Here is a 17,476-nt window from a genome sequence, read left to right as displayed (position 1 = left end):
AGGACCGCCCCATGCGCACCGAACAACCGCAAGCGATCTACCTCAAGGACTACCAGGCGCCTGAGTACCTGATCGACGAGACGCACCTGACCTTCGAGCTGTTCGAGGACCACACCCTGGTCCATGCGCAACTGGTCATGCGCCGCAACCCGGCCCACGGCGACGGCTTGCCGGCGCTGGTGCTCGACGGCCAGCACCTGGAACTGCTCAGCGTGCAGCTCGACGGCCAGGCCCTGAGCCCGGACGCTTACCAGCTCGACGCCGACAGCCTGACCCTGCACCCCAGCGGCGAGCGCTTCACCCTCGACACCTCGGTGCGCATCCACCCGGAAAGCAACACCGCCCTCGAAGGCCTGTACAAGTCGGGCAAGATGTTCTGCACCCAGTGCGAGGCCGAGGGCTTCCGCAAGATCACCTACTACCTCGACCGCCCCGACGTGATGAGCGTGTTCACCACCACGGTGATCGCCGAGCAGCATCGCTATCCGGTGCTGCTGTCCAACGGCAATCCGGTCGGCAGCGGCCCGGCCGAAGACGGTCGGCACTGGGCGACCTGGGAAGACCCATTCATGAAACCGGCCTACCTGTTCGCCCTGGTGGCCGGCGACCTGTGGTGCGTGGAAGACAGCTTCACCCGCCAATCCGGGCGTGAAGTGGCACTGCGCATCTACGTCGAGCCGGAAAACCTCGACAAGTGCGACCACGCCATGGTCAGCCTGAAGAAGTCGATGCGCTGGGACGAAGAGGTGTACGGCCGCGAATACGACCTGGACATCTTCATGATCGTCGCGGTCAACGACTTCAACATGGGCGCCATGGAAAACAAGGGCCTGAACATCTTCAACTCCAGTTGCGTGCTGGCCCGTGCCGAGACCGCTACCGACGCCGCGCACCAGCGCGTCGAAGCGGTGGTGGCCCACGAATACTTCCACAACTGGTCGGGCAACCGCGTCACTTGCCGCGACTGGTTCCAGCTCTCGCTCAAGGAAGGCTTCACGGTGTTCCGCGACGCCGAGTTCAGCGCCGACATGAACTCGGCCACGGTCAAGCGCATCGAGGACGTCGCCTACCTGCGCACCCACCAGTTCGCCGAAGACGCCGGCCCCATGGCCCACCCGGTGCGCCCCGACAGCTTCATCGAGATCTCCAACTTCTACACCCTGACCATCTATGAGAAGGGTTCGGAAGTAGTGCGCATGGTCCGCACCCTGCTCGGCGCCGAAGGCTTCCGCAAAGGCAGCGACCTCTACTTCGAGCGCCACGACGGCCAGGCCGTGACCTGCGACGATTTCATCCAGGCCATGGAAGACGCCACCGGTGCCGACCTGACCCAGTTCAAGCGCTGGTACGTGCAGGCCGGCACGCCACGCCTGGCCGTCAGCGAAGCCTGGGATGAGCAGACCCAACGCTACAGCCTGATCTTCCGCCAGAGCTGCCCGGCCACCCCGGACGGCCGCGAAAAACTGCCGTTCGTGATCCCCGTGGAAATGGGCCTGCTGGATGCCGACGGCCACGATCTGCCGCTGCAACTGCAAGGCGAAGCGTCCGCCCAAGGCACCACCCGCGTGCTGTCGGTGACCGAGGCCGAACAGACCTTCGTCTTCGAAGGCCTGGCCGCCAAGCCGCTGCCGTCGCTGCTGCGCGGCTTCAGCGCACCGGTCAAGCTGAGCTTCCCCTACGACCGCGACCAGTTGATGTTCCTCATGCAGCACGACAGCGACGGCTTCAACCGCTGGGAGGCGGGCCAGCAGTTGGCGGTGCAGGTGTTGCAGGAGCTGATCGAGCAGCATCAGCGCGGTGAAGCGTTCCACCTGGACCCACGGCTGATCGCGGCCTTGGGCACGGTATTGGGCGATGTATCGCTGGACCCGGCCATGGTCGCCGAAATGCTCTCGCTACCGGGCGAGGCCTACCTCACCGAAATCAGCGAAGTGGCCGACGTCGATGCCATCCATGCCGCCCGCGATTTCGCCCGCCAGCAGATCGCCGAGCAGTTGCATGCCGCACTGTGGGCGCGCTACCAGGCCAACCGCGAGGTGTCGCGCAGCACGCCTTACGTGGCGTCCGCCGAGCACTTCGCCCGCCGCGGCCTGCAGAACATCGCGTTGTCGTACCTGATGCTCACCGGCAAACCGGACGTGCTCGCCGCGACCCTCGAGCAGTTCGAGCATTGTGACAACATGACCGAGCGCCTGACCGCCCTGGCCGTGCTGGTCAACTCGCCGTTCAGCGCCGAGCGCGAGCAGGCGTTGCAGGCCTTCGCCGAGCACTTCAAGGACAACCCGCTGGTCATGGACCAGTGGTTCAGCGTACAGGCGGCCAGCACCCAGCCGGGCGGCCTGGCGCGGGTCAAGGCGCTGATGCAGCACCCGGCCTTCACCTTGAAGAACCCGAACAAGGTCCGTGCGCTGATCGGCGCCTTCGCCGGGCAGAACCTGGTCAACTTCCACGCCCCCGACGGCTCGGGCTACCGCTTCCTGGCCGATCTGGTCATCGAACTGAACGCCCTCAACCCGCAGATCGCTTCGCGGCAACTGGCGCCGCTGACCCGCTGGCGCAAGTACGACGCGGCGCGTCAGGCGCTGATGAAGGGGGAGTTGCAGCGGATTCTGGACTCCGGGGCGCTGTCCAGCGATGTGTATGAGGTGGTGAGCAAGAGCTTGGCGTAAGCCTCTCGACGCCGACCTCAAGCGTCGATCCTGCCGCCGCCGCGTTTTCCGCCCTGGAAAGCGCGGCGGCTACGGGTGCTACAGGCGATAGTCCAGCCGCTGCTTGGCCGCCCATTGCCGCGGCGACATCCCGTGTTCGCGTTTGAACGCCAGGCGCATCGCCTGCCCATCGGCGAACCCACACTGCACTGCGGTCAGCTCGATCGGGCTGCCGCGTGCCAACAGCTCCTGTGCACGTGCGATGCGTGCGCGTCTAAGCCAGCCGCTCAGGTTGTCTCCGGTACGGGTCCGAATATGCCGCGTCAGGCTGCGTAGACTCACGCCCGCACGCTTTGCCAGCACGTCCAGCGACGGTGTGCCGCGGGGGTCCTGCCAGAGCGCTTCGAGCAAGTCCGCCACGCGGTGCTCGGCGAGCGAGGCGGGCGCGGGGCGTTCGGGCAACTGCGCATGGCCGCCTGAGCGTTGCGGCGCGATGACCAGGTGGCGCGCGACACGATTGGCTTCGGCCTGCCCTGAAAAGCGCGCCACCAAGTGCAGGCAGCAGTCCAGTCCGGCCGCGACGCCGGCCGAGGTCACCACTGCGCCTTCGTCGATGAACAGCGCGCCGGGGTCGACGTCCACGGCCGGGAAGCACGCCGCGAACCGCTCCGCTTCGGCCCAGTGGGTGGTGGCGCGACGACCGTCTAGCAGACCCGCTTGCGCCAGGCCGAAGGTGCCCAGGCACAGGCCCACCACCACGGCGCCACGCCCGGCGGCCTGGCGCAACACCTCGACCATCGCCTGTGGCACCGGCTCGCGCGCATCGCGCCAGCCGGGAAGGATCACCACATCCGCAGCGGTGGTGGCGTCCAGCGAGGCAGGCACGTCGAAGCTCAACCCGCCTTGGCCCAAGACCTGGCGGTCGAGGGCGCAGACCGTGACTTCATAGGCCGCGCCAGCGGCCTCGAACACCGCAAGCGGCGTGGAGAGCATGAAGGGGCTGACATGGTCGTAGGCGAGGAGGGCGATGTTCATTGGCCGAATTTAATTGAAAGATGACCGTCCGGCCAGTCGTGGCCCGATAGCCAAGCGCCTAGAGTGGGTGCCATCTCACCCCCCACCCAGGACAGCCCCATGACCCGCGCGCTGATCGTGATCGACATCCAGAACGACTATTTCCCAGGCGGCGTGTTACCGCTGCACGACGCCCAGGCCACTGCGGCCAGGGTCCGCCAGGCGATCGCCCATGCCCGGGCTGCCGGCGACCGTGTCGTGTTGGTGCAGCACCTTTCGCCGGGCAGTACCGGATTGCTTGCCACAGGCAGCACGGGCGCGCAGATCGAGCCTTCCATCCTCGAAGCCGCCGGGGAGGCGCCGGTGGTCGTCAAACACGTGGCCGACGGCTTCCAAGACACGGCGCTGGCCAGTCACCTCGATGGCGTCGAGACCTTGCTGATCGGCGGGATGATGACGCAGAACTGCGTGGTGTTCACGGCCATGTCCGAGGCAGCCCGAGCCTACGATGTGATCGTGGTCGACGATCTTTGCGCGGCGCCTACCGAAGCGGTGCACCAGATTGCGCTCAGTGCGTTGCGCTCCAAACTCAAGGTGCAGAGCGCGGCACAGGTATGGCCGTCGGTGTAAGGGTGTCCGGGTTCGTTAGGTTGGGCTAGACGGCCACGGCTGGGCAGCCGAGCCCAGCCATGGCACGCCTGACGTGCTTCGCGACTCTGCAGACTTGTCTATCCAGCTATGCTGACAGGCTCTCAACCACCTGTTCGCCATCTGGTGCCCCATGACCGACCTCGATACCCGCCCCGTCCATACTGGCGCCTGCCACTGCGGCGCCGTACGTTTCAGCGTGCGTCTGAGCGACGGCCTGAACAGCGTACGACGCTGCAACTGCTCCTTCTGCCGCATGCGCGGCGCGGTGGCCGTATCGGCTGCCTTGGCCGACCTCAAGGTCGAACAGGGCGAGTCCGCGCTCACGCTCTACCAGTTCAACACCGGCGAAGCCAAACACTGGTTCTGCTCGCGCTGCGGCATCTACACCTTCCACCAGAGACGCTCCTCGCCCGACCAGTACGGCATCAACGTGGCCTGCCTCGAGGGCATGAGCCCGTTCGATTTCGAGCGCGTGCCGGTCAGCGAAGGCATCGACCACCCCAAGGACCGCGTCGACGGCAAGTCCCAGGTCGCCGGCTGGTTGCGCTATGAGCGCGCCTAGGCGCGAGCGGTCGGTGCTCGATGGGCGGCCTCGTCCTACTGAAGCTACCGTCGCCGCCTGCGCTTTCGAACGTTGTCGACGCGCCCATCACTGCGCTTTATGGCAGTAACAAATTAACCCGAGCCCGCGTTGTATTCCGTTCCGCTTCCCCGCTAGGATGGCCCATCGCTATCGCAGGGCGTCGTTCTCCGAGGGGCGCGCAAGCCGCCACGCCGAACACACGCGAACCGACCCAATAACAACAATAGGGGAAGGCCATGACGGCACGAGCAAGGGTTCGCGGCAGGCGCGCCGCCGCTGCGCTGATGAAAACGCTGCTGTGGGCGATGGCCTTCGCCACGGCGGTCAGCGCCGCTGAGCCGCCCTCCGAGCAGGCCGTGCCTTCGGCCCGCGCCGTTCACAGCCTGTTGATCGATGCTGCCCATGCCGGTGACCGCCTGGTGGTGGTCGGCGACCGTGGCCACATTTTGCTGTCGGACGACCAGGGCGCCACCTGGGGCCAGGCCCAGGTGCCCAGCCGACAGCTGCTCACTGCAGTGTATTTCGTCGATGCGCAGCACGGCTGGGCGGTCGGCCACGATGCGCAGATCCTCGCCAGCCGCGACGGCGGTGCAACGTGGAGCAAGCAGTTCGAAGACCTGTCCCGTGAGGCGCCGCTGCTCGACGTGTACTTCCTCGATACCCAGCGAGGTTTCGCCGTCGGCGCCTACGGCGCGCTGCTGCACACCGAAGACGGCGGCCAGCATTGGCAGGACGTCAGCGAGCGCCTCGACAACCCCGACCAACTGCACCTCAACGCCATCGCTGCGATCAAGGGCCGCGGCTTGTTCATCGTCGGCGAGCAGGGCAGCTTGTACCGTTCCAGCGACGGCGGCCAACAGTGGGCGCGGCTGGAAAGCCCCTACGACGGCTCGCTGTTCGGCGTGCTCGGCACCGCCACGCCCGGCACCGTGCTGGTCTACGGGCTGCGCGGCAATCTGCTGCGCTCCGACGATTTCGGCGACCGTTGGCACAGCGTCGAACTGCCTACCGCGCGCGGGCCGCTTGCCTTCGGCCTGGCGGGCGGCGCGCTGCTGGACGACGGTAGCGTGGTGGTGGTCGGCAACGGCGGCAGCGTGCTGCGTAGTCGCGACGACGGCCAGCATTTCAGCGTGCATAACCGCCCCGACCGCCAGGCGTTGTCTGCCGTGGCGGGCCGCGTAGGTGGCCTGCTGCTGGTCGGGCAGGGTGGGGTGCGTTTGACCGACGCCGACGGTGCGGATCAGGAGGTGCAGCCATGAATCCCACTTCGCGCAAACCCGACGACGAGCAGGGTTCCTGGCTGGAACGCCTGATCTTCACCCATCGCCCGGCGGTGATCGCGCTGTGCCTGCTGGTCAGCGCCATGCTGTTCTGGCAGGCCACCCTGATCCGCCCGTCCACCAGTTTCGAGAAGATGATCCCGCTGCAGCATCCTTTCATCGAACGCATGCTCGAACACCGCCACGACCTGGCCAACCTGGGCAACACCGTGCGCATCTCGGTCGAGGCGGTGAACGGCGATATCTTCGACCCGGCCTACATGGAAACGCTGCGCCAGGTGCACGACGAGGTGTTCTACCTGCCGGGCGTCGACCGTGGCGGCCTGAAATCGCTGTGGAGCCCCAGCGTGCGCTGGACCGAGGTGACCGAAGAGGGCTTCGCCGGCGGCGAGGTGATCCCCACCACTTACGATGGCTCGCCGGCCAGCCTCGATGCGTTGCGCGACAACGTGCTCAAGTCCGGGCAGGTGGGGCGCCTGGTGGCCAACGACTTCCGCTCCAGCATCGTCGATGTGCCGCTGCTGGAAAGCTACCCCGACCCGCTGGACCAGAGCCGCCAACTCAAACTCGACTACCGGCAGTTCTCCCACCAGCTCGAAGAAAAGGTGCGCGAGAAATTCCAGGCGCAGAACCCCAACGTCAAGGTGCACATCGTCGGCTTCGCCAAGAAGGTCGGCGATCTGATCGACGGCCTGCTGATGGTGGTGGTGTTCTTCGGCGTGGCGCTGTTGATTACCTTGGTGCTGCTGTACGGCTTCACCCGCTGTATCCGCAGCACCGTGGCGGTGCTCGGCACCACGCTGGTCGCGGTGGTCTGGCAACTGGGCCTGATGCATGCGGTAGGCTTCGGCCTGGACCCGTATTCGATGCTGGTGCCGTTCCTGATCTTCGCCATCGGCATTTCCCACGGCGTGCAGAAGATCAACGGCCTCGCCTTGCAGTCGAGCGATGCCGAAAGCCCCTTGATCGCCGCCCGGCGCACCTTCCGCCAACTGTTCCTGCCGGGCATGATCGCCATCCTCGCCGATGCGGTAGGCTTCATCACCCTGCTGGTGATCGACATCGGCGTGATCCGCGAGCTGGCCATCGGCGCGTCGCTGGGCGTGGCGGTGATCGTGTTCACCAACCTGATCCTGCTGCCGGTGGCGATTTCCTATGTGGGCATCAGCCGCAAGGCCATCGCCCGCAGCAAGGCCGATGCCCACCGCGAACACCGCTTCTGGCGCCTGCTGGCGCATTTCGCCAGTGCGCGGGTGGCGCCGGTGTCCATCGGCCTGGCGCTGCTGGCCTTCGCCGGCGGGCTCTGGTACAGCCAGCACCTGAAGATCGGCGACCTCGACCAGGGTGCCCCGGAACTGCGCCCCGATTCGCGCTACAACCAGGACAACCGCTTCATCATCGAGCACTACTCGACCAGCTCCGACGTGCTGGTGGTGATGGTCAAGACGCCGGCCGAACAGTGCTCGGTGCACGCCACGCTGGCGCCCATCGACGAATTGACCTGGACCTTGCAGAACACCCCCGGCGTGCAGTCGGTGATTTCCCTGGTCACCGTCTCCAAACAGGTGATCAAGGGCATGAACGAGGGCAGCCTGAAATGGGAAACCCTGTCGCGCAATGCCGATGTGTTGAACAACTCCATCGCCCGCGCCGACGGCCTGTACAACGCCGACTGCTCGCTGGCGCCGCTGCTGGTGTTCCTGAACGACCACAAGGCCGAGACCCTGGAGCGGGTTACCGCCGTGGCCCGCGATTTCGCCGCCGGCCACGACCGCGAGGGCTTGCAGTTCCTCTTGGCGGCGGGCAACGCCGGCATCGAGGCGGCGACCAACGAGGTCATCGCCTCGGCCGAGTTGACCATCCTGCTGCTGGTGTACCTGTGCGTGGCGGTGATGTGCCTGATCACCTTCCGCTCGTTCGCGGCGACCCTGTGCATCGTGCTGCCGCTGGTACTGACCTCGGTGCTGGGCAACGCGCTGATGGCCTTCATGGGCATCGGCGTGAAGGTCGCGACCCTGCCGGTGGTGGCGTTGGGGGTGGGCATCGGCGTGGACTACGGCATCTACATCTACAGCCGTCTGGAGCGCTTCCTGCGTGAGGGGTTGCCGTTGCAGGAGGCCTATTACCAGACGCTGCGCTCGACCGGCAAGGCAGTGCTGTTCACCGGGTTGTGCCTGGCCATCGGCGTGTGCACGTGGATCTTCTCGGCCATCAAGTTCCAGGCCGACATGGGCCTGATGCTGACCTTCATGCTGCTGTGGAACATGATCGGCGCGCTGTGGCTGTTGCCGGCGCTGGCGCGTTTTCTGATCAGGCCCGAGCGCTTGGCGGGCAAGCAGGGTGGGTCGCTGTTGGCGCATTGAGGTGCGAGGGCGGGTGGCGCTGCACTGCGAAAGACGATAATGCTGCGCCCCGCACGCCGGTATAGGGCCATGGGACGGTCTTCGGGGCCGCCTCAAGCCCCGTCGCGGTAAAGCGCGGCGCCGGCTGCCCGTTCCTACACGGTATACTGGCCGCCTTTTTTCGCTCTGGACGCCCCATGACCCTTCTCGCCGCACTCGAATCCTGCGACATGCTGCTGATCGACGACCTGCACTGCTTCGATTTCCACCTCGACGACGACGGCCTGATGGCCGAGTGCATGGACGGGCGGCAACTGCGCCGCTGGCAGTTCAACCCGCAGCAGGTCGCGGCCGCGCAACGCGAAGGCGATCAATGGCGCATCGATGGGGTCCAAGGGCAACACCGACTGGTGTGCATGAGTGCCCTACGCGCCACGGACGAGGACGACGATGAAGACGATCCACAAGCACCTGCTCACGGCTAGCCTGCTGAGCCTCACGTTGCAGACCCAGGCTGCGACCCTGCTGGTCGGCAGCTACACCGACGGCGACAGCCACGGTATCTACCGCTACCACTTCGACACCGCCCAGGGGCGCATCGAGCCAAACCCGTTGCAGGTGGTCAAGAGCGCCGATCCGTCTTGGCTGGTGCTGTCGGCCGACCAACGCTTGCTGTATGCGGTCAACGAAGGCCGCGATGGGCAGGTGAGCAGCTTCACCCTGGCCGACGACGGCGCCATCAGCCCGCTGGGCCAGGTCGACAGCAAAGGCGCGGACCCGACCCACGCCAGCCTCAGCCATGACCAACGCTACCTGTTCGTCGCCAACTACGGTGCCAAGGCGCCGGGCGGCAGCCTGGTAGCCTTGCCGGTCGATCGTCAGGGCACGCTCGGCGAGGCCATCCAGCACCTGCGCCATGCGCCCAGCAAGGTGAACGCCGAACGTCAGAGCGATGCCCACGTGCATTCGGTGGTGCTGGCGCCCGACGGGCAGCACCTGTATGCCAGCGACCTGGGCGCCGACAAGGTGTTCATCTACCGCTACGACGGCGCCAGCGACCGGCAGCCGCTGAGCCCGGCGCTGATGGCCAGCCTGCAGTTGCCCGCCGGCAGCGGACCGCGGCATCTGCAATTCGACGCCAAAGGCGAGCACGCCTACCTGACCCTGGAAATGTCCGGCGAAGTGGCGGTGCTGGACGTCAAACCCGACGGCGAGCTGCAAGTGCAACAGCGCCTGCCGTTGACCGAGCAGCAAGACCCGGCCTTCAAGGCGGCCGGTGGCCTGCACCTGTCGGCTGACGGACGGTTCCTGTACGTCAGCAACCGTGGCAAGGCCAACCAGATCGTCGCCTACCGCGTGGACCCGAAAGACGGCCGCCTGACTCTGCTGCAACGCCGCGCCACCGAAGGCGAGCACCCGCGTGAGTTCGCCGTGGCGCCCGATGGCAAGTTCTTGTTGGTGGGCAACCAGCACAGCGACGAGATCGTGGTGCTGCAACGCGACCCGCGCGAAGGCACGCTGGGTGAGGTGGTGCAACGGCTGCCGCAGGCGGCGCCGTCGGACCTCAAGTTCATCGAGTGATTGCGAGCCATGAGCCGGCCTGAGCCCGCTCTCGTCCGACTATAGGAGCAGCCGGTTCGGCGCTCCTATTCAGTCGTGATGGGGGGATCGCCGGCCCAATGGCTACAGCACCATCGACCTGGCATCAGCGCACTGCCTGGATCAGGGCCGCTGCGCAGCCCATCGCGGCTGAAGCCGCTCCTACAATGGGGACCAGTCCAAGGGGGCAGTCCAAAATTGTAGGAGCGGCTTCAGCCGCGATGGCCGGCACCGCCGGCCCCGATGGCTGCAATGCAAACTATCCAGAAGTCATGCATGCCTGGATCGAGGTCGCGCTGCGACCCATCGCAGCTAAAGCAGCGCCTACATTCGGGACTGCACCCCTGAAGGTTGGAGAGTTAGCTAGCGACTTCAGCGTCGATGGCTTTTCAATCGCCAACATCAGGGGAACCGAGTATCTACACAACCGTCCCAACGATCGAAACGCGCCGCTCGCCAGGTCGATGGGCACCCACGACGCCTCAGCCGACCACCTCCACATCGCTCAAGCCGTTGCCCTGACGCCGCACCTGGATCTGCACGGGAATCCGCTCGTGCATCTCCTGCACATGGGAAATCACCGCCACCTTGCGGCCCTGCGCCTGCAAACCATCCAGCGCGTCCATGGCCAGTTGCAGCGACTCGGGGTCGAGGCTGCCGAAGCCTTCGTCGATGAACAGCGATTCGATGCGCAACGTGCTGGAAGCCATCGACGCCAAACCCAGCGCCAGCGCCAGCGACACCAGGAAGGTCTCGCCGCCCGACAGCGAGTGTACCGAGCGCAGCTCGTCGCCCATCTCGGTGTCCATCACCAGCAGGCCCAAGGCGCTGCCGCCGCGCTTGAGGCGGTAGCGCCGGGCCAGTTGGCGCAGTTGCGCATTGGCGTGGTGCAGCAGCAGGTCGAGGTTGTAACCCTGGGCGATCTTGCGGAACACATCGCCCGAGGCTGAGCCGATCAGTGCGCTGAGCCGCGCCCAGCGCTGCCAGTGGCGCTCGGCCTGGTCGATGTCGGCGCGCAGCTCGGCACTGGCGAGTTGGCGGCGTTGGTCTTCGGCTTGCTGCGCGCGCAGTTCGGCGCAGCGCTGGTCGCACTGGGCGAGGCGTACCTGGGTCTCGGTCATGGCCTGCTGCAAGGCGTCGGGCGCCAGGAGCGGGATGTCCGGCCGCTGATGCTGTTGCAGGCGCTGTTCGCGTTCCTGCAAGCGCACGCGGGCGTGCTCCAGAGCCGAATCCGCTTCCTGCACGGATTGGCGCAGGGTGCCGTGCTGCGCGTCATCGATGGCCAGCAGGCGTTCGAGGCCGGCGTCGTCGAGGTCGACGTGCGCGGCGCGCCACTGGGCAATGGCCTGCTCGAGTTGTTGATGTTCCTGCTCCAGCTCTTGTTGCCGTGCCTGCTGGGCCTTGAGTTCGCTGGCCAGTTGCACGGCTTCGGTGCGGCTGGCTTGCAGCTGGCGTTCGGTATCGGCGTGGGCGACACGGGCCTGCTCAAGCTGCTGCTGTAGGTGCGCTTGCCAGGCCTCGGCGGTGGCGTGCTCGCCGATCAGTTCGGCCAGCGCAGTCTGTGCCGCCGCGTGTTCGGTGGTCAGAGCGTCGAATTGCGTACGCAACTGGGCGTGCTGTTCATGGCGGGCCTGTTGCTGGTCGAGCAGGCGTTCGAGCTGCTGCTGGCGCTGCTGGTGCTCCTGCTGCTGCTCCTGGCGTCGTTCGAGTTGCTGCAAGCGCTCGCTCAGCTCGCGGTCCAGGGCCATGAAAGCTTCGGCGGGCTGTTCGCGTAGGGCCTGGATACGTTCGCTGGGCAACACCTCGGCGAAGTCGGCGTAAGCCTGCTCCAGGCGCTGTTCGTCGGCTTCGAGTGCGCTGCGCTGCTGGGCCAGGCGCTGTTCGGCCTGCTGCTGGGCCTGTTGCGCGGCCTGCAGCTGTTCGTTCAGGCGCACGGCGTCCCGTTGCAGGCGGGTGAGGGCTTGCTGGCGGCGATCGTCGCGCTCGATCTCCTGCTCCAGGCGTTTGGCTTGGCTGGCCAACCAGGCGCCGCGCTTGGCCGCGTCCTGCGCTTCCAGGGCGGGCCAGAGCGTCAGCGCGCCGAGCTGTTGCTGCAAGGGCTGCGACTGCGCGTCGAGCTGCACCTGATCCTGCTGGTAGGCCTTGAGCTGACCGTTGACGCCACCTAGCTCGCTGCGCAGTGCATTGAGACGTTCGCCGAGCTGGGTGACGCGGGCTGCGGCGGCGGCTTCCTCAGCTTGGTCGTGCTGGCCGAGGCTTTCGAGCAACGCTTCGGGGCGGTGGAAAGGGTGTTCGAGGCTGCCGCACACACTGCACGGCTCGCCGTCGCGCAGTTGCCCGCGCAGGGCTTCGACGCTGTCATGGCGGGCCAGGCGCTGGCGTTCCAGCAACTGGCGGGTGACGGTGAGGGCCTGTTCAGCGGCAGCGTGTTCGGTCTTGGCGGCGGTGCCGTCCTGGATCAACTGCTGGCGTTGCTGGAGCGCGGCGTGCTGACGTTCGTTGAGCAAGCGCGAACGCTGCTGCAAGTCCTCGACTTGGGCATGCAAGCGCATGGCTTCGTCGATGCCGCGCTGTTGCTTGCGGTTGTCTTGCAGCATGGCGGCCAGCAGGTCGAGCTGTTCGTCGACCGCCTGCGGTTCGGCGCCGGCTTCGTGGTAGAGCAGTTGCAAGGTTTGACGCTGCTCTTGCACCTGCGCATTGGCTTGGCTGATCTGCGCCTGCAAGGCAGGCAGTTCGTCGCGGCCTTGGTTGAGACGGTTGGCCGTCTGCAAGACCTGCTGCAATTGCCCGCGGTAGGCCTGCCAGGCCTCGCCCAGCTTGGTCAGGCTTTCGCTCTGGGCCAGCGTCTGGTCGAGCTGGGCCAGTTGCTGCTGGTCGCGCTGCTGCGCTGCCTCTAGCTGCTCGCGCTGCTGCTGCAACGCCGCATTGGCCTGCCCAACCTGTTCGACCGCGCTGCTGGCCTTGGCGCGTTCGGCCTGCAAGCGGGTGAGGGTGTCTTGCGCCGCGAAAGCCTGACGCAAGTGCGGGGCGGCGTCGTCGTGCTGCTGCTGGCGCTCGGCCAACTGCTGCGCGGCGCTGCCCAAGGTCTGCTCCAGCGTGTCGCGATGCGCCTGCAACGTGGTTTGCCGTTGCTGATGCTCGGCGATGGCCACGGCCAGCGGCTGCAATTGGCCCGTGACCTGCTGCTGGCGCTGGAACTGATGGCGCTGCGGCGCGAGCTGCTCCAAGTGACGGAGATCGGCGCGCTGATTCGCCAGTACTCGAACCTGCTGCTCGGCCACCTCCAGCGCCTGTTGGGCTGCATTCAGCTGTTTCTGCAATTGCTGCTGTTCCTGTGCCCAGGCCTGCTGCCGTTCCAGCTCGCGCTGCTGGTCCTGCTCGGCCTTGAGCCGCTGCTGGGCTTCGTGCAAGGCCTGGTCGAGTTCGGCGCGAGCTTCGTCGGCCATGGGCTGCACGTGGCCGGCACGGTCGAGCAGGGCCTGATGCTGCTTCTCGGCGTCCTTGCTCTTGCCGAACGCGCGCTGGCCCAGGCGGGTGTAGATCGAAGTGTTGGTGAGCTTTTCCAGCAGCTCGCTGCGGTCTTTGTCGTTGGCCTTGAGGAACGCGCTGAACTCGCTCTGGGCCAGCATCACCGCGCGGGTGAACTGTTCGAAGTTCAGGCCCAGGCGGGTTTCGACCAGGTCGCGGAATTCGTGCTTGCCGCTGCCCAGCAACTGCTCGCCGTCCAGGTCGTACAGGCTCTGGCGGCTGTTCTGCAGCTTGCCGTTGGCTTTGTCGCGGGCGCGGTTGGCTTCCCAGCGGGCGCGGTAGCGGTGGCCGTCGACCCCGACGAAATCGACTTCGGCAAAGCCGCTGCCGCTGCCCCGGCGCAACAGGTTGCGCGGGTCGCTGGTAAGGATGTCGCCCTCGGCGTCGGGCAGCTTGGCTTCGCGGCCCAGGTCGTTGAGCCGCGGCACGGTGCCGAACAACGCCAGGCACAGGGCGTCGAGCAACGTACTCTTGCCGGCGCCGGTGGGCCCGGTAATGGCGAACAGGCCGGCGCTGGCCAGAGGTTCGGCGGTGAAATCGACTTCGATGGGGCCGGCCAGCGAGGCCAGGTTCTTCAGGCGTATGGCGAGGATCTTCATGGCTGCTGCTCCTCCAGTTGCACGTCCTGCAGCAATTGGGCGAAGTCGGCCAGGGTCTGCTCGTCAACCTCGCTGCCGTAGGCCTGGGTCCAGGCACGGCTGAACAGGTCCTGCGGGGTGAGCTGGCTGAGTTCCACGAAGCTTTGGCCCTCGTCGCCGGCGTCGGCCTTGCCGGCGTATTCGGCGCCAATGCGCACCAGGCGTACCGCTTTGCCAGCCAAGGCGGTATCGATCTGCTGGCGCAGGTCGGGCTGCGGCTCGTCCAGGCGCACGCGCACTTCCAGCCAGGGTTGGCGGTTGGGGTCTTGCAGCAGGTCGGGCGCGGGCAGCTCGGCCAGTTGCGTCAGCACCTCGGCCAACGGCGCCGGGCCGACCCGCTGCAAGGCCACCGCGCGTGGCACCAGGCGCGGCTCGATGCTCACCAGCTGGTCGCCTTCGAGTTCGATTTCCAGCACCTGGTGCGGGTAGTTGATTTCGGCGAACGACAGCGGCAGCGGCGAGCCGCTGTAGCGGATGCGCGACTCGCGGTTGACCTGTTGCGGCTTGTGCAGGTGGCCCAGGGCGACGTAGGCGATGCACGGGTCGAACAGCCGCGCCGGCAGGGCTTCGGCGTTGCCGATGATCAGGCTGCGCTCGGAGTCTTCCGACACCGAGCCGCCGGCCATGTGCGCGTGGCTGATGGCGACCAGGGCCTGGTCTTTCTTGCGCTTGGCCTGGGCGGCGGCGATCAGTTGCGTATGGACCCTGGCGATGCCCTGCAGATAGTCGTCGCCCAACTGTGGGCCGGTGACTTCGGCCGGGCGCAGGAACGGCAGCGCCAGACACCAGGCGCAGACCTTGCCGCGGGCGTTGGTCAGGGGGATCAGCAGGCGTTCGGCGTCCAGCTCGCCGTCGTCGAGCCAGTGCACCCGGCCCAGGGCGTGGGTGCGCAGGCGGCGCATGAGCGCGGCGGGCAGCTCGATGCGCGAGCCGGAGTCGTGGTTGCCGGCGATCATCACGATGTCGAGCTTGGGCTGCAGTTCGTGGGCGCGGACGATGAAGTCGTACAGGCGTTCCTGGGCTTTGACCGGGGGGTTCACGGTGTCGAACAGGTCGCCGGCGATCAGCAGGGCGTCGGGTTGGCGCAGTTGCAGTTGGCCGAGCAGCCAGTCGAGGAAGCAGGCGTGTTCGAAGTCGCGTTCCTGGCCGTGCAGGCTTTGGCCCAGGTGCCAGTCGGAGGTGTGGAACAGACGCATGGGGGACCTGTGGAGTCGGGCCGCGCCGAGGGTGGCGGGGCGGAGGAAGGGGGTGTTCAGCAATGGTGGTTATGGTAACTCATGGAAAGCGGTTGTCGGGGTTCTGGGCTGAGATAGGACGATGACTTGCCTGTTGTAAACAACGATCGCCCCGTACAGGCTCGGCCCCAAAGCGCAGTAGTGTCCGTGGGCGAATGAATCAGCAGAAGTCTGTACAAGCTGCCCATCGATATACGCCAGTAACAAAAGAGGGAAAAACCATGATCACGATCCTTGAAAATTCGCAGAGCGTGCGCGCCGCGCTTGAAAGTCTTCAGATGATTCTGGAACAGTTGCGCGGGCAATTCGTGGACGGCATCGAAGAGCCCGAAGATTACGCTTGCGCCACCGTCCTGCTCGACGAATTGACCGACGGTCATGCGCTCAACAAATATGAGAAGCGAATTCTCGTCGAGCTGGAAGACGCCATTCTGACTTACGAGCACAAAGGCGAACAGTTCAGCGCTATCCATGCTGCGATCAAGGCCACCACACCGGTGCAACTGATCGAGGACCTGATGGAAACACTGGGGCTGACAGGCTCGGATCTGCCTGAGATCGGGGACAAGTTCGTGGTATCCAAAGTGCTCAATGGCGATCGGGCAATCAGCGCCAGAATGGCGCTGGCCTTGGGCACGCGCTTTCATATGGACCCGAACGCGTTTTTTCCTGATGCGTCTGTACAGTCTGAAAAAAGCCAGTCAATGGCCGATTTCAGCTCGACAGGCTGCAAAACGAAACTCGCCAGCGCTTGCATCTTTTGCAATCGATGAGCCTGACGGGATCTGATTTTTCAACACAGCGCTGCCGTCGGCCTCTGGCAGATACTGACGTCCTATTGCAGCAAAACAAGACAGGCCTGACCGCCGCACCCCCTCATGTACCACGTCGACGTCTGCTTCGGGTCGAATGCTGTCAGTGGTGATCGGGTATTTCGATCCAACGCTGGCGGCAGTACCAAGCGTGGATGGGATGAAAGAAACAATCAGGATTGATGGAATGGCGTTACAACTAAGAAAAGCTTGCGTGACCGATCTACCGGCCATTTATCGCGGTGAGGAGAGCTATATCCTTACTTGGGAGCCTGCGCATGAAGCTTCATGGCGTAGTGACCTTGAGCGCCATTTGACGCGATGGACAGAGAACTTCGACCATCTAAAAATCGCTGTCATCGTGGATGCTTTCGCAGGTTACTCATTGTGGATTCCCGAGGGAAACTACGCAGAGCTTTGCACCCTCCACGTAGCCCCAGACTTTCGTCGCAGTAGCGTTGGAACAAAGCTGCTGGAGGCATATATGTTCGATGCCGCATGTCAGGGGTTCACTCAGTTACGGTTAAGTGTACGGCCTGACAATCCTGCAAGGGTGATGTACGAGAATGCGGGTTTTTTGTGCGTGAGTAGTGGTGCGAATGGCTATCTGATATACGAACGTTGCCTATAAATGTGCTCTGGTGTGCGCGGAATTCTGGCTGTTCGCTGGCTTTCGCGAACGTCCGTTATGGGTCGAAAGCTGCCAGTGGTGATTGGCGGCTACTGACCCAAAGCGGATGTTTTCGATAGCTTCAAACTGATCTTGCAAATAAAGGGTTGGTCGAGTCGAAATCATATGCCAGATATCGACGTTCAACCCACAACCAAGCGCGGGCCTCCGCAGCACTACATCGCCTGTTCGCTACGCTGCAACACGAATGTTGTCAGCGCCTGCACCATTTGCAACTGATGAACCGTATTCACCAACATGGGCACACCTGGCTCACCGGCATTGGCGCAGATGTATTCGTCGAGGGTGGTTTCGATGCCGGCGATTAGCTGGAGGGTGTGGGACAGGGCGTCGACCGAAGGAATGTCTGGGTTGATTGAGCAGAAGGTACGGAAGCTGTGTGTTTTGGGTGGATCGGGGACGGACTTTTTCATGGGTTGGTCCTTTGCTGATAAGAACTAACCGCCACCTGACCT

At 65.2% G+C, this 17,476-nt stretch carries 13 protein-coding genes; 9 read left to right on the top strand and 4 right to left on the bottom strand.

All coding sequences use genetic code 11. From position 1 onward, the window contains the following. Positions 1 to 11 precede the first annotated feature (11 nt). On the top strand, positions 12 to 2,669 hold the full coding sequence (pepN, locus tag ACSMEV_RS16905; protein ID WP_459206175.1) for an aminopeptidase N: 2,658 nt from the start codon (positions 12 to 14) through the stop codon (positions 2,667 to 2,669). Between the two features lie 78 nt (positions 2,670 to 2,747). Here pepN and ACSMEV_RS16900 read toward each other — a convergent pair whose 3' ends face one another. Continuing rightward, positions 2,748 to 3,683, bottom strand: a complete 936-nt coding sequence (locus ACSMEV_RS16900; protein ID WP_459206174.1) for a GlxA family transcriptional regulator — start codon at positions 3,681 to 3,683, stop codon at positions 2,748 to 2,750. A gap of 99 nt (positions 3,684 to 3,782) precedes the next feature. Between ACSMEV_RS16900 and ACSMEV_RS16895 the strand changes: the two genes are divergently transcribed. The 6 genes from ACSMEV_RS16895 (at position 3,783) to ACSMEV_RS16870 (ending at position 10,099) form a co-directional block, all read left to right on the top strand. Then, positions 3,783 to 4,292, top strand: a complete 510-nt coding sequence (locus ACSMEV_RS16895; protein WP_459206173.1) for a cysteine hydrolase family protein — start codon at positions 3,783 to 3,785, stop codon at positions 4,290 to 4,292. A 151-nt stretch (positions 4,293 to 4,443) separates the two neighbouring features. After that, entirely contained in the window at positions 4,444 to 4,875 is a 432-nt protein-coding gene (locus ACSMEV_RS16890) for a GFA family protein (RefSeq protein ID WP_459206172.1), read from the top strand. Between the two features lie 257 nt (positions 4,876 to 5,132). Continuing rightward, complete coding sequence (locus tag ACSMEV_RS16885; RefSeq protein ID WP_459206171.1) at positions 5,133 to 6,155, top strand: WD40/YVTN/BNR-like repeat-containing protein; 1,023 nt, start codon at positions 5,133 to 5,135, stop codon at positions 6,153 to 6,155. Next, on the top strand, positions 6,152 to 8,539 hold the full coding sequence (locus ACSMEV_RS16880; protein ID WP_459206170.1) for an efflux RND transporter permease subunit: 2,388 nt from the start codon (positions 6,152 to 6,154) through the stop codon (positions 8,537 to 8,539). The genes ACSMEV_RS16885 and ACSMEV_RS16880 overlap by 4 nt, the downstream gene beginning before the upstream one ends. A gap of 176 nt (positions 8,540 to 8,715) precedes the next feature. Continuing rightward, positions 8,716 to 9,003 (top strand): DUF5629 family protein, encoded by a 288-nt coding sequence (locus ACSMEV_RS16875; protein ID WP_459206169.1) that lies wholly within the window; start codon positions 8,716 to 8,718, stop codon positions 9,001 to 9,003. Continuing rightward, positions 8,969 to 10,099: a lactonase family protein gene (locus ACSMEV_RS16870; protein WP_459206168.1), complete on the top strand. Its 1,131-nt coding sequence runs from the start codon at positions 8,969 to 8,971 to the stop codon at positions 10,097 to 10,099. Before ACSMEV_RS16875 ends, ACSMEV_RS16870 begins: the two co-directional genes overlap by 35 nt. 500 nt (positions 10,100 to 10,599) lie before the next feature. Here the strand turns inward: ACSMEV_RS16870 and ACSMEV_RS16865 are convergent, their stop codons facing one another. Further along, complete coding sequence (locus ACSMEV_RS16865) at positions 10,600 to 14,244, bottom strand: AAA family ATPase (protein ID WP_459206167.1); 3,645 nt, start codon at positions 14,242 to 14,244, stop codon at positions 10,600 to 10,602. Beyond that, positions 14,241 to 15,479, bottom strand: coding sequence for an exonuclease SbcCD subunit D C-terminal domain-containing protein (locus ACSMEV_RS16860; RefSeq protein ID WP_459206166.1), 1,239 nt, complete (start codon positions 15,477 to 15,479; stop codon positions 14,241 to 14,243). The genes ACSMEV_RS16865 and ACSMEV_RS16860 overlap by 4 nt, the downstream gene beginning before the upstream one ends. Positions 15,480 to 15,739: 260 nt before the next feature. On the opposite strand from ACSMEV_RS16860, the gene ACSMEV_RS16855 reads away from it, so the two are divergent. Beyond that, positions 15,740 to 16,291, top strand: a complete 552-nt coding sequence (locus ACSMEV_RS16855) for a helix-turn-helix domain-containing protein (RefSeq protein WP_459206165.1) — start codon at positions 15,740 to 15,742, stop codon at positions 16,289 to 16,291. Between the two features lie 148 nt (positions 16,292 to 16,439). Further along, the gene (locus tag ACSMEV_RS16850; protein ID WP_459206164.1) at positions 16,440 to 16,961 is read left to right on the top strand and encodes a GNAT family N-acetyltransferase; all 522 of its coding nucleotides are present in this window, start codon (positions 16,440 to 16,442) and stop codon (positions 16,959 to 16,961) included. 215 nt (positions 16,962 to 17,176) lie between these two features. On the opposite strand, the gene ACSMEV_RS16845 is transcribed toward ACSMEV_RS16850, so the two are convergent. Beyond that, entirely contained in the window at positions 17,177 to 17,434 is a 258-nt protein-coding gene (locus tag ACSMEV_RS16845) for a hypothetical protein (RefSeq protein ID WP_459206163.1), read from the bottom strand. Between the last annotated feature and the right edge of the window lie 42 nt (positions 17,435 to 17,476).

This window comes from Pseudomonas sp. MLB6B, assembly GCF_054508135.1.
Note: the sequence above shows the minus strand (reverse complement) of the source record. Positions and strands in the feature narration are given on the sequence as shown.

Excerpts from the sequence above, each read along its gene's own strand:
- pepN (WP_459206175.1), top strand. The coding sequence starts at position 12 with ATGCGCACCGAACAACCGCAAGCGATCTACCTCAAGGACTACCAGGCG.
- ACSMEV_RS16900 (WP_459206174.1), bottom strand. The coding sequence starts at position 3,683 with ATGAACATCGCCCTCCTCGCCTACGACCATGTCAGCCCCTTCATGCTC.
- ACSMEV_RS16895 (WP_459206173.1), top strand. The coding sequence starts at position 3,783 with ATGACCCGCGCGCTGATCGTGATCGACATCCAGAACGACTATTTCCCA.
- ACSMEV_RS16890 (WP_459206172.1), top strand. The coding sequence starts at position 4,444 with ATGACCGACCTCGATACCCGCCCCGTCCATACTGGCGCCTGCCACTGC.
- ACSMEV_RS16885 (WP_459206171.1), top strand. The coding sequence starts at position 5,133 with ATGACGGCACGAGCAAGGGTTCGCGGCAGGCGCGCCGCCGCTGCGCTG.
- ACSMEV_RS16880 (WP_459206170.1), top strand. The coding sequence starts at position 6,152 with ATGAATCCCACTTCGCGCAAACCCGACGACGAGCAGGGTTCCTGGCTG.
- ACSMEV_RS16875 (WP_459206169.1), top strand. The coding sequence starts at position 8,716 with ATGACCCTTCTCGCCGCACTCGAATCCTGCGACATGCTGCTGATCGAC.
- ACSMEV_RS16870 (WP_459206168.1), top strand. The coding sequence starts at position 8,969 with ATGAAGACGATCCACAAGCACCTGCTCACGGCTAGCCTGCTGAGCCTC.
- ACSMEV_RS16865 (WP_459206167.1), bottom strand. The coding sequence starts at position 14,244 with ATGAAGATCCTCGCCATACGCCTGAAGAACCTGGCCTCGCTGGCCGGC.
- ACSMEV_RS16860 (WP_459206166.1), bottom strand. The coding sequence starts at position 15,479 with ATGCGTCTGTTCCACACCTCCGACTGGCACCTGGGCCAAAGCCTGCAC.
- ACSMEV_RS16855 (WP_459206165.1), top strand. The coding sequence starts at position 15,740 with ATGATCACGATCCTTGAAAATTCGCAGAGCGTGCGCGCCGCGCTTGAA.
- ACSMEV_RS16845 (WP_459206163.1), bottom strand. The coding sequence starts at position 17,434 with ATGAAAAAGTCCGTCCCCGATCCACCCAAAACACACAGCTTCCGTACC.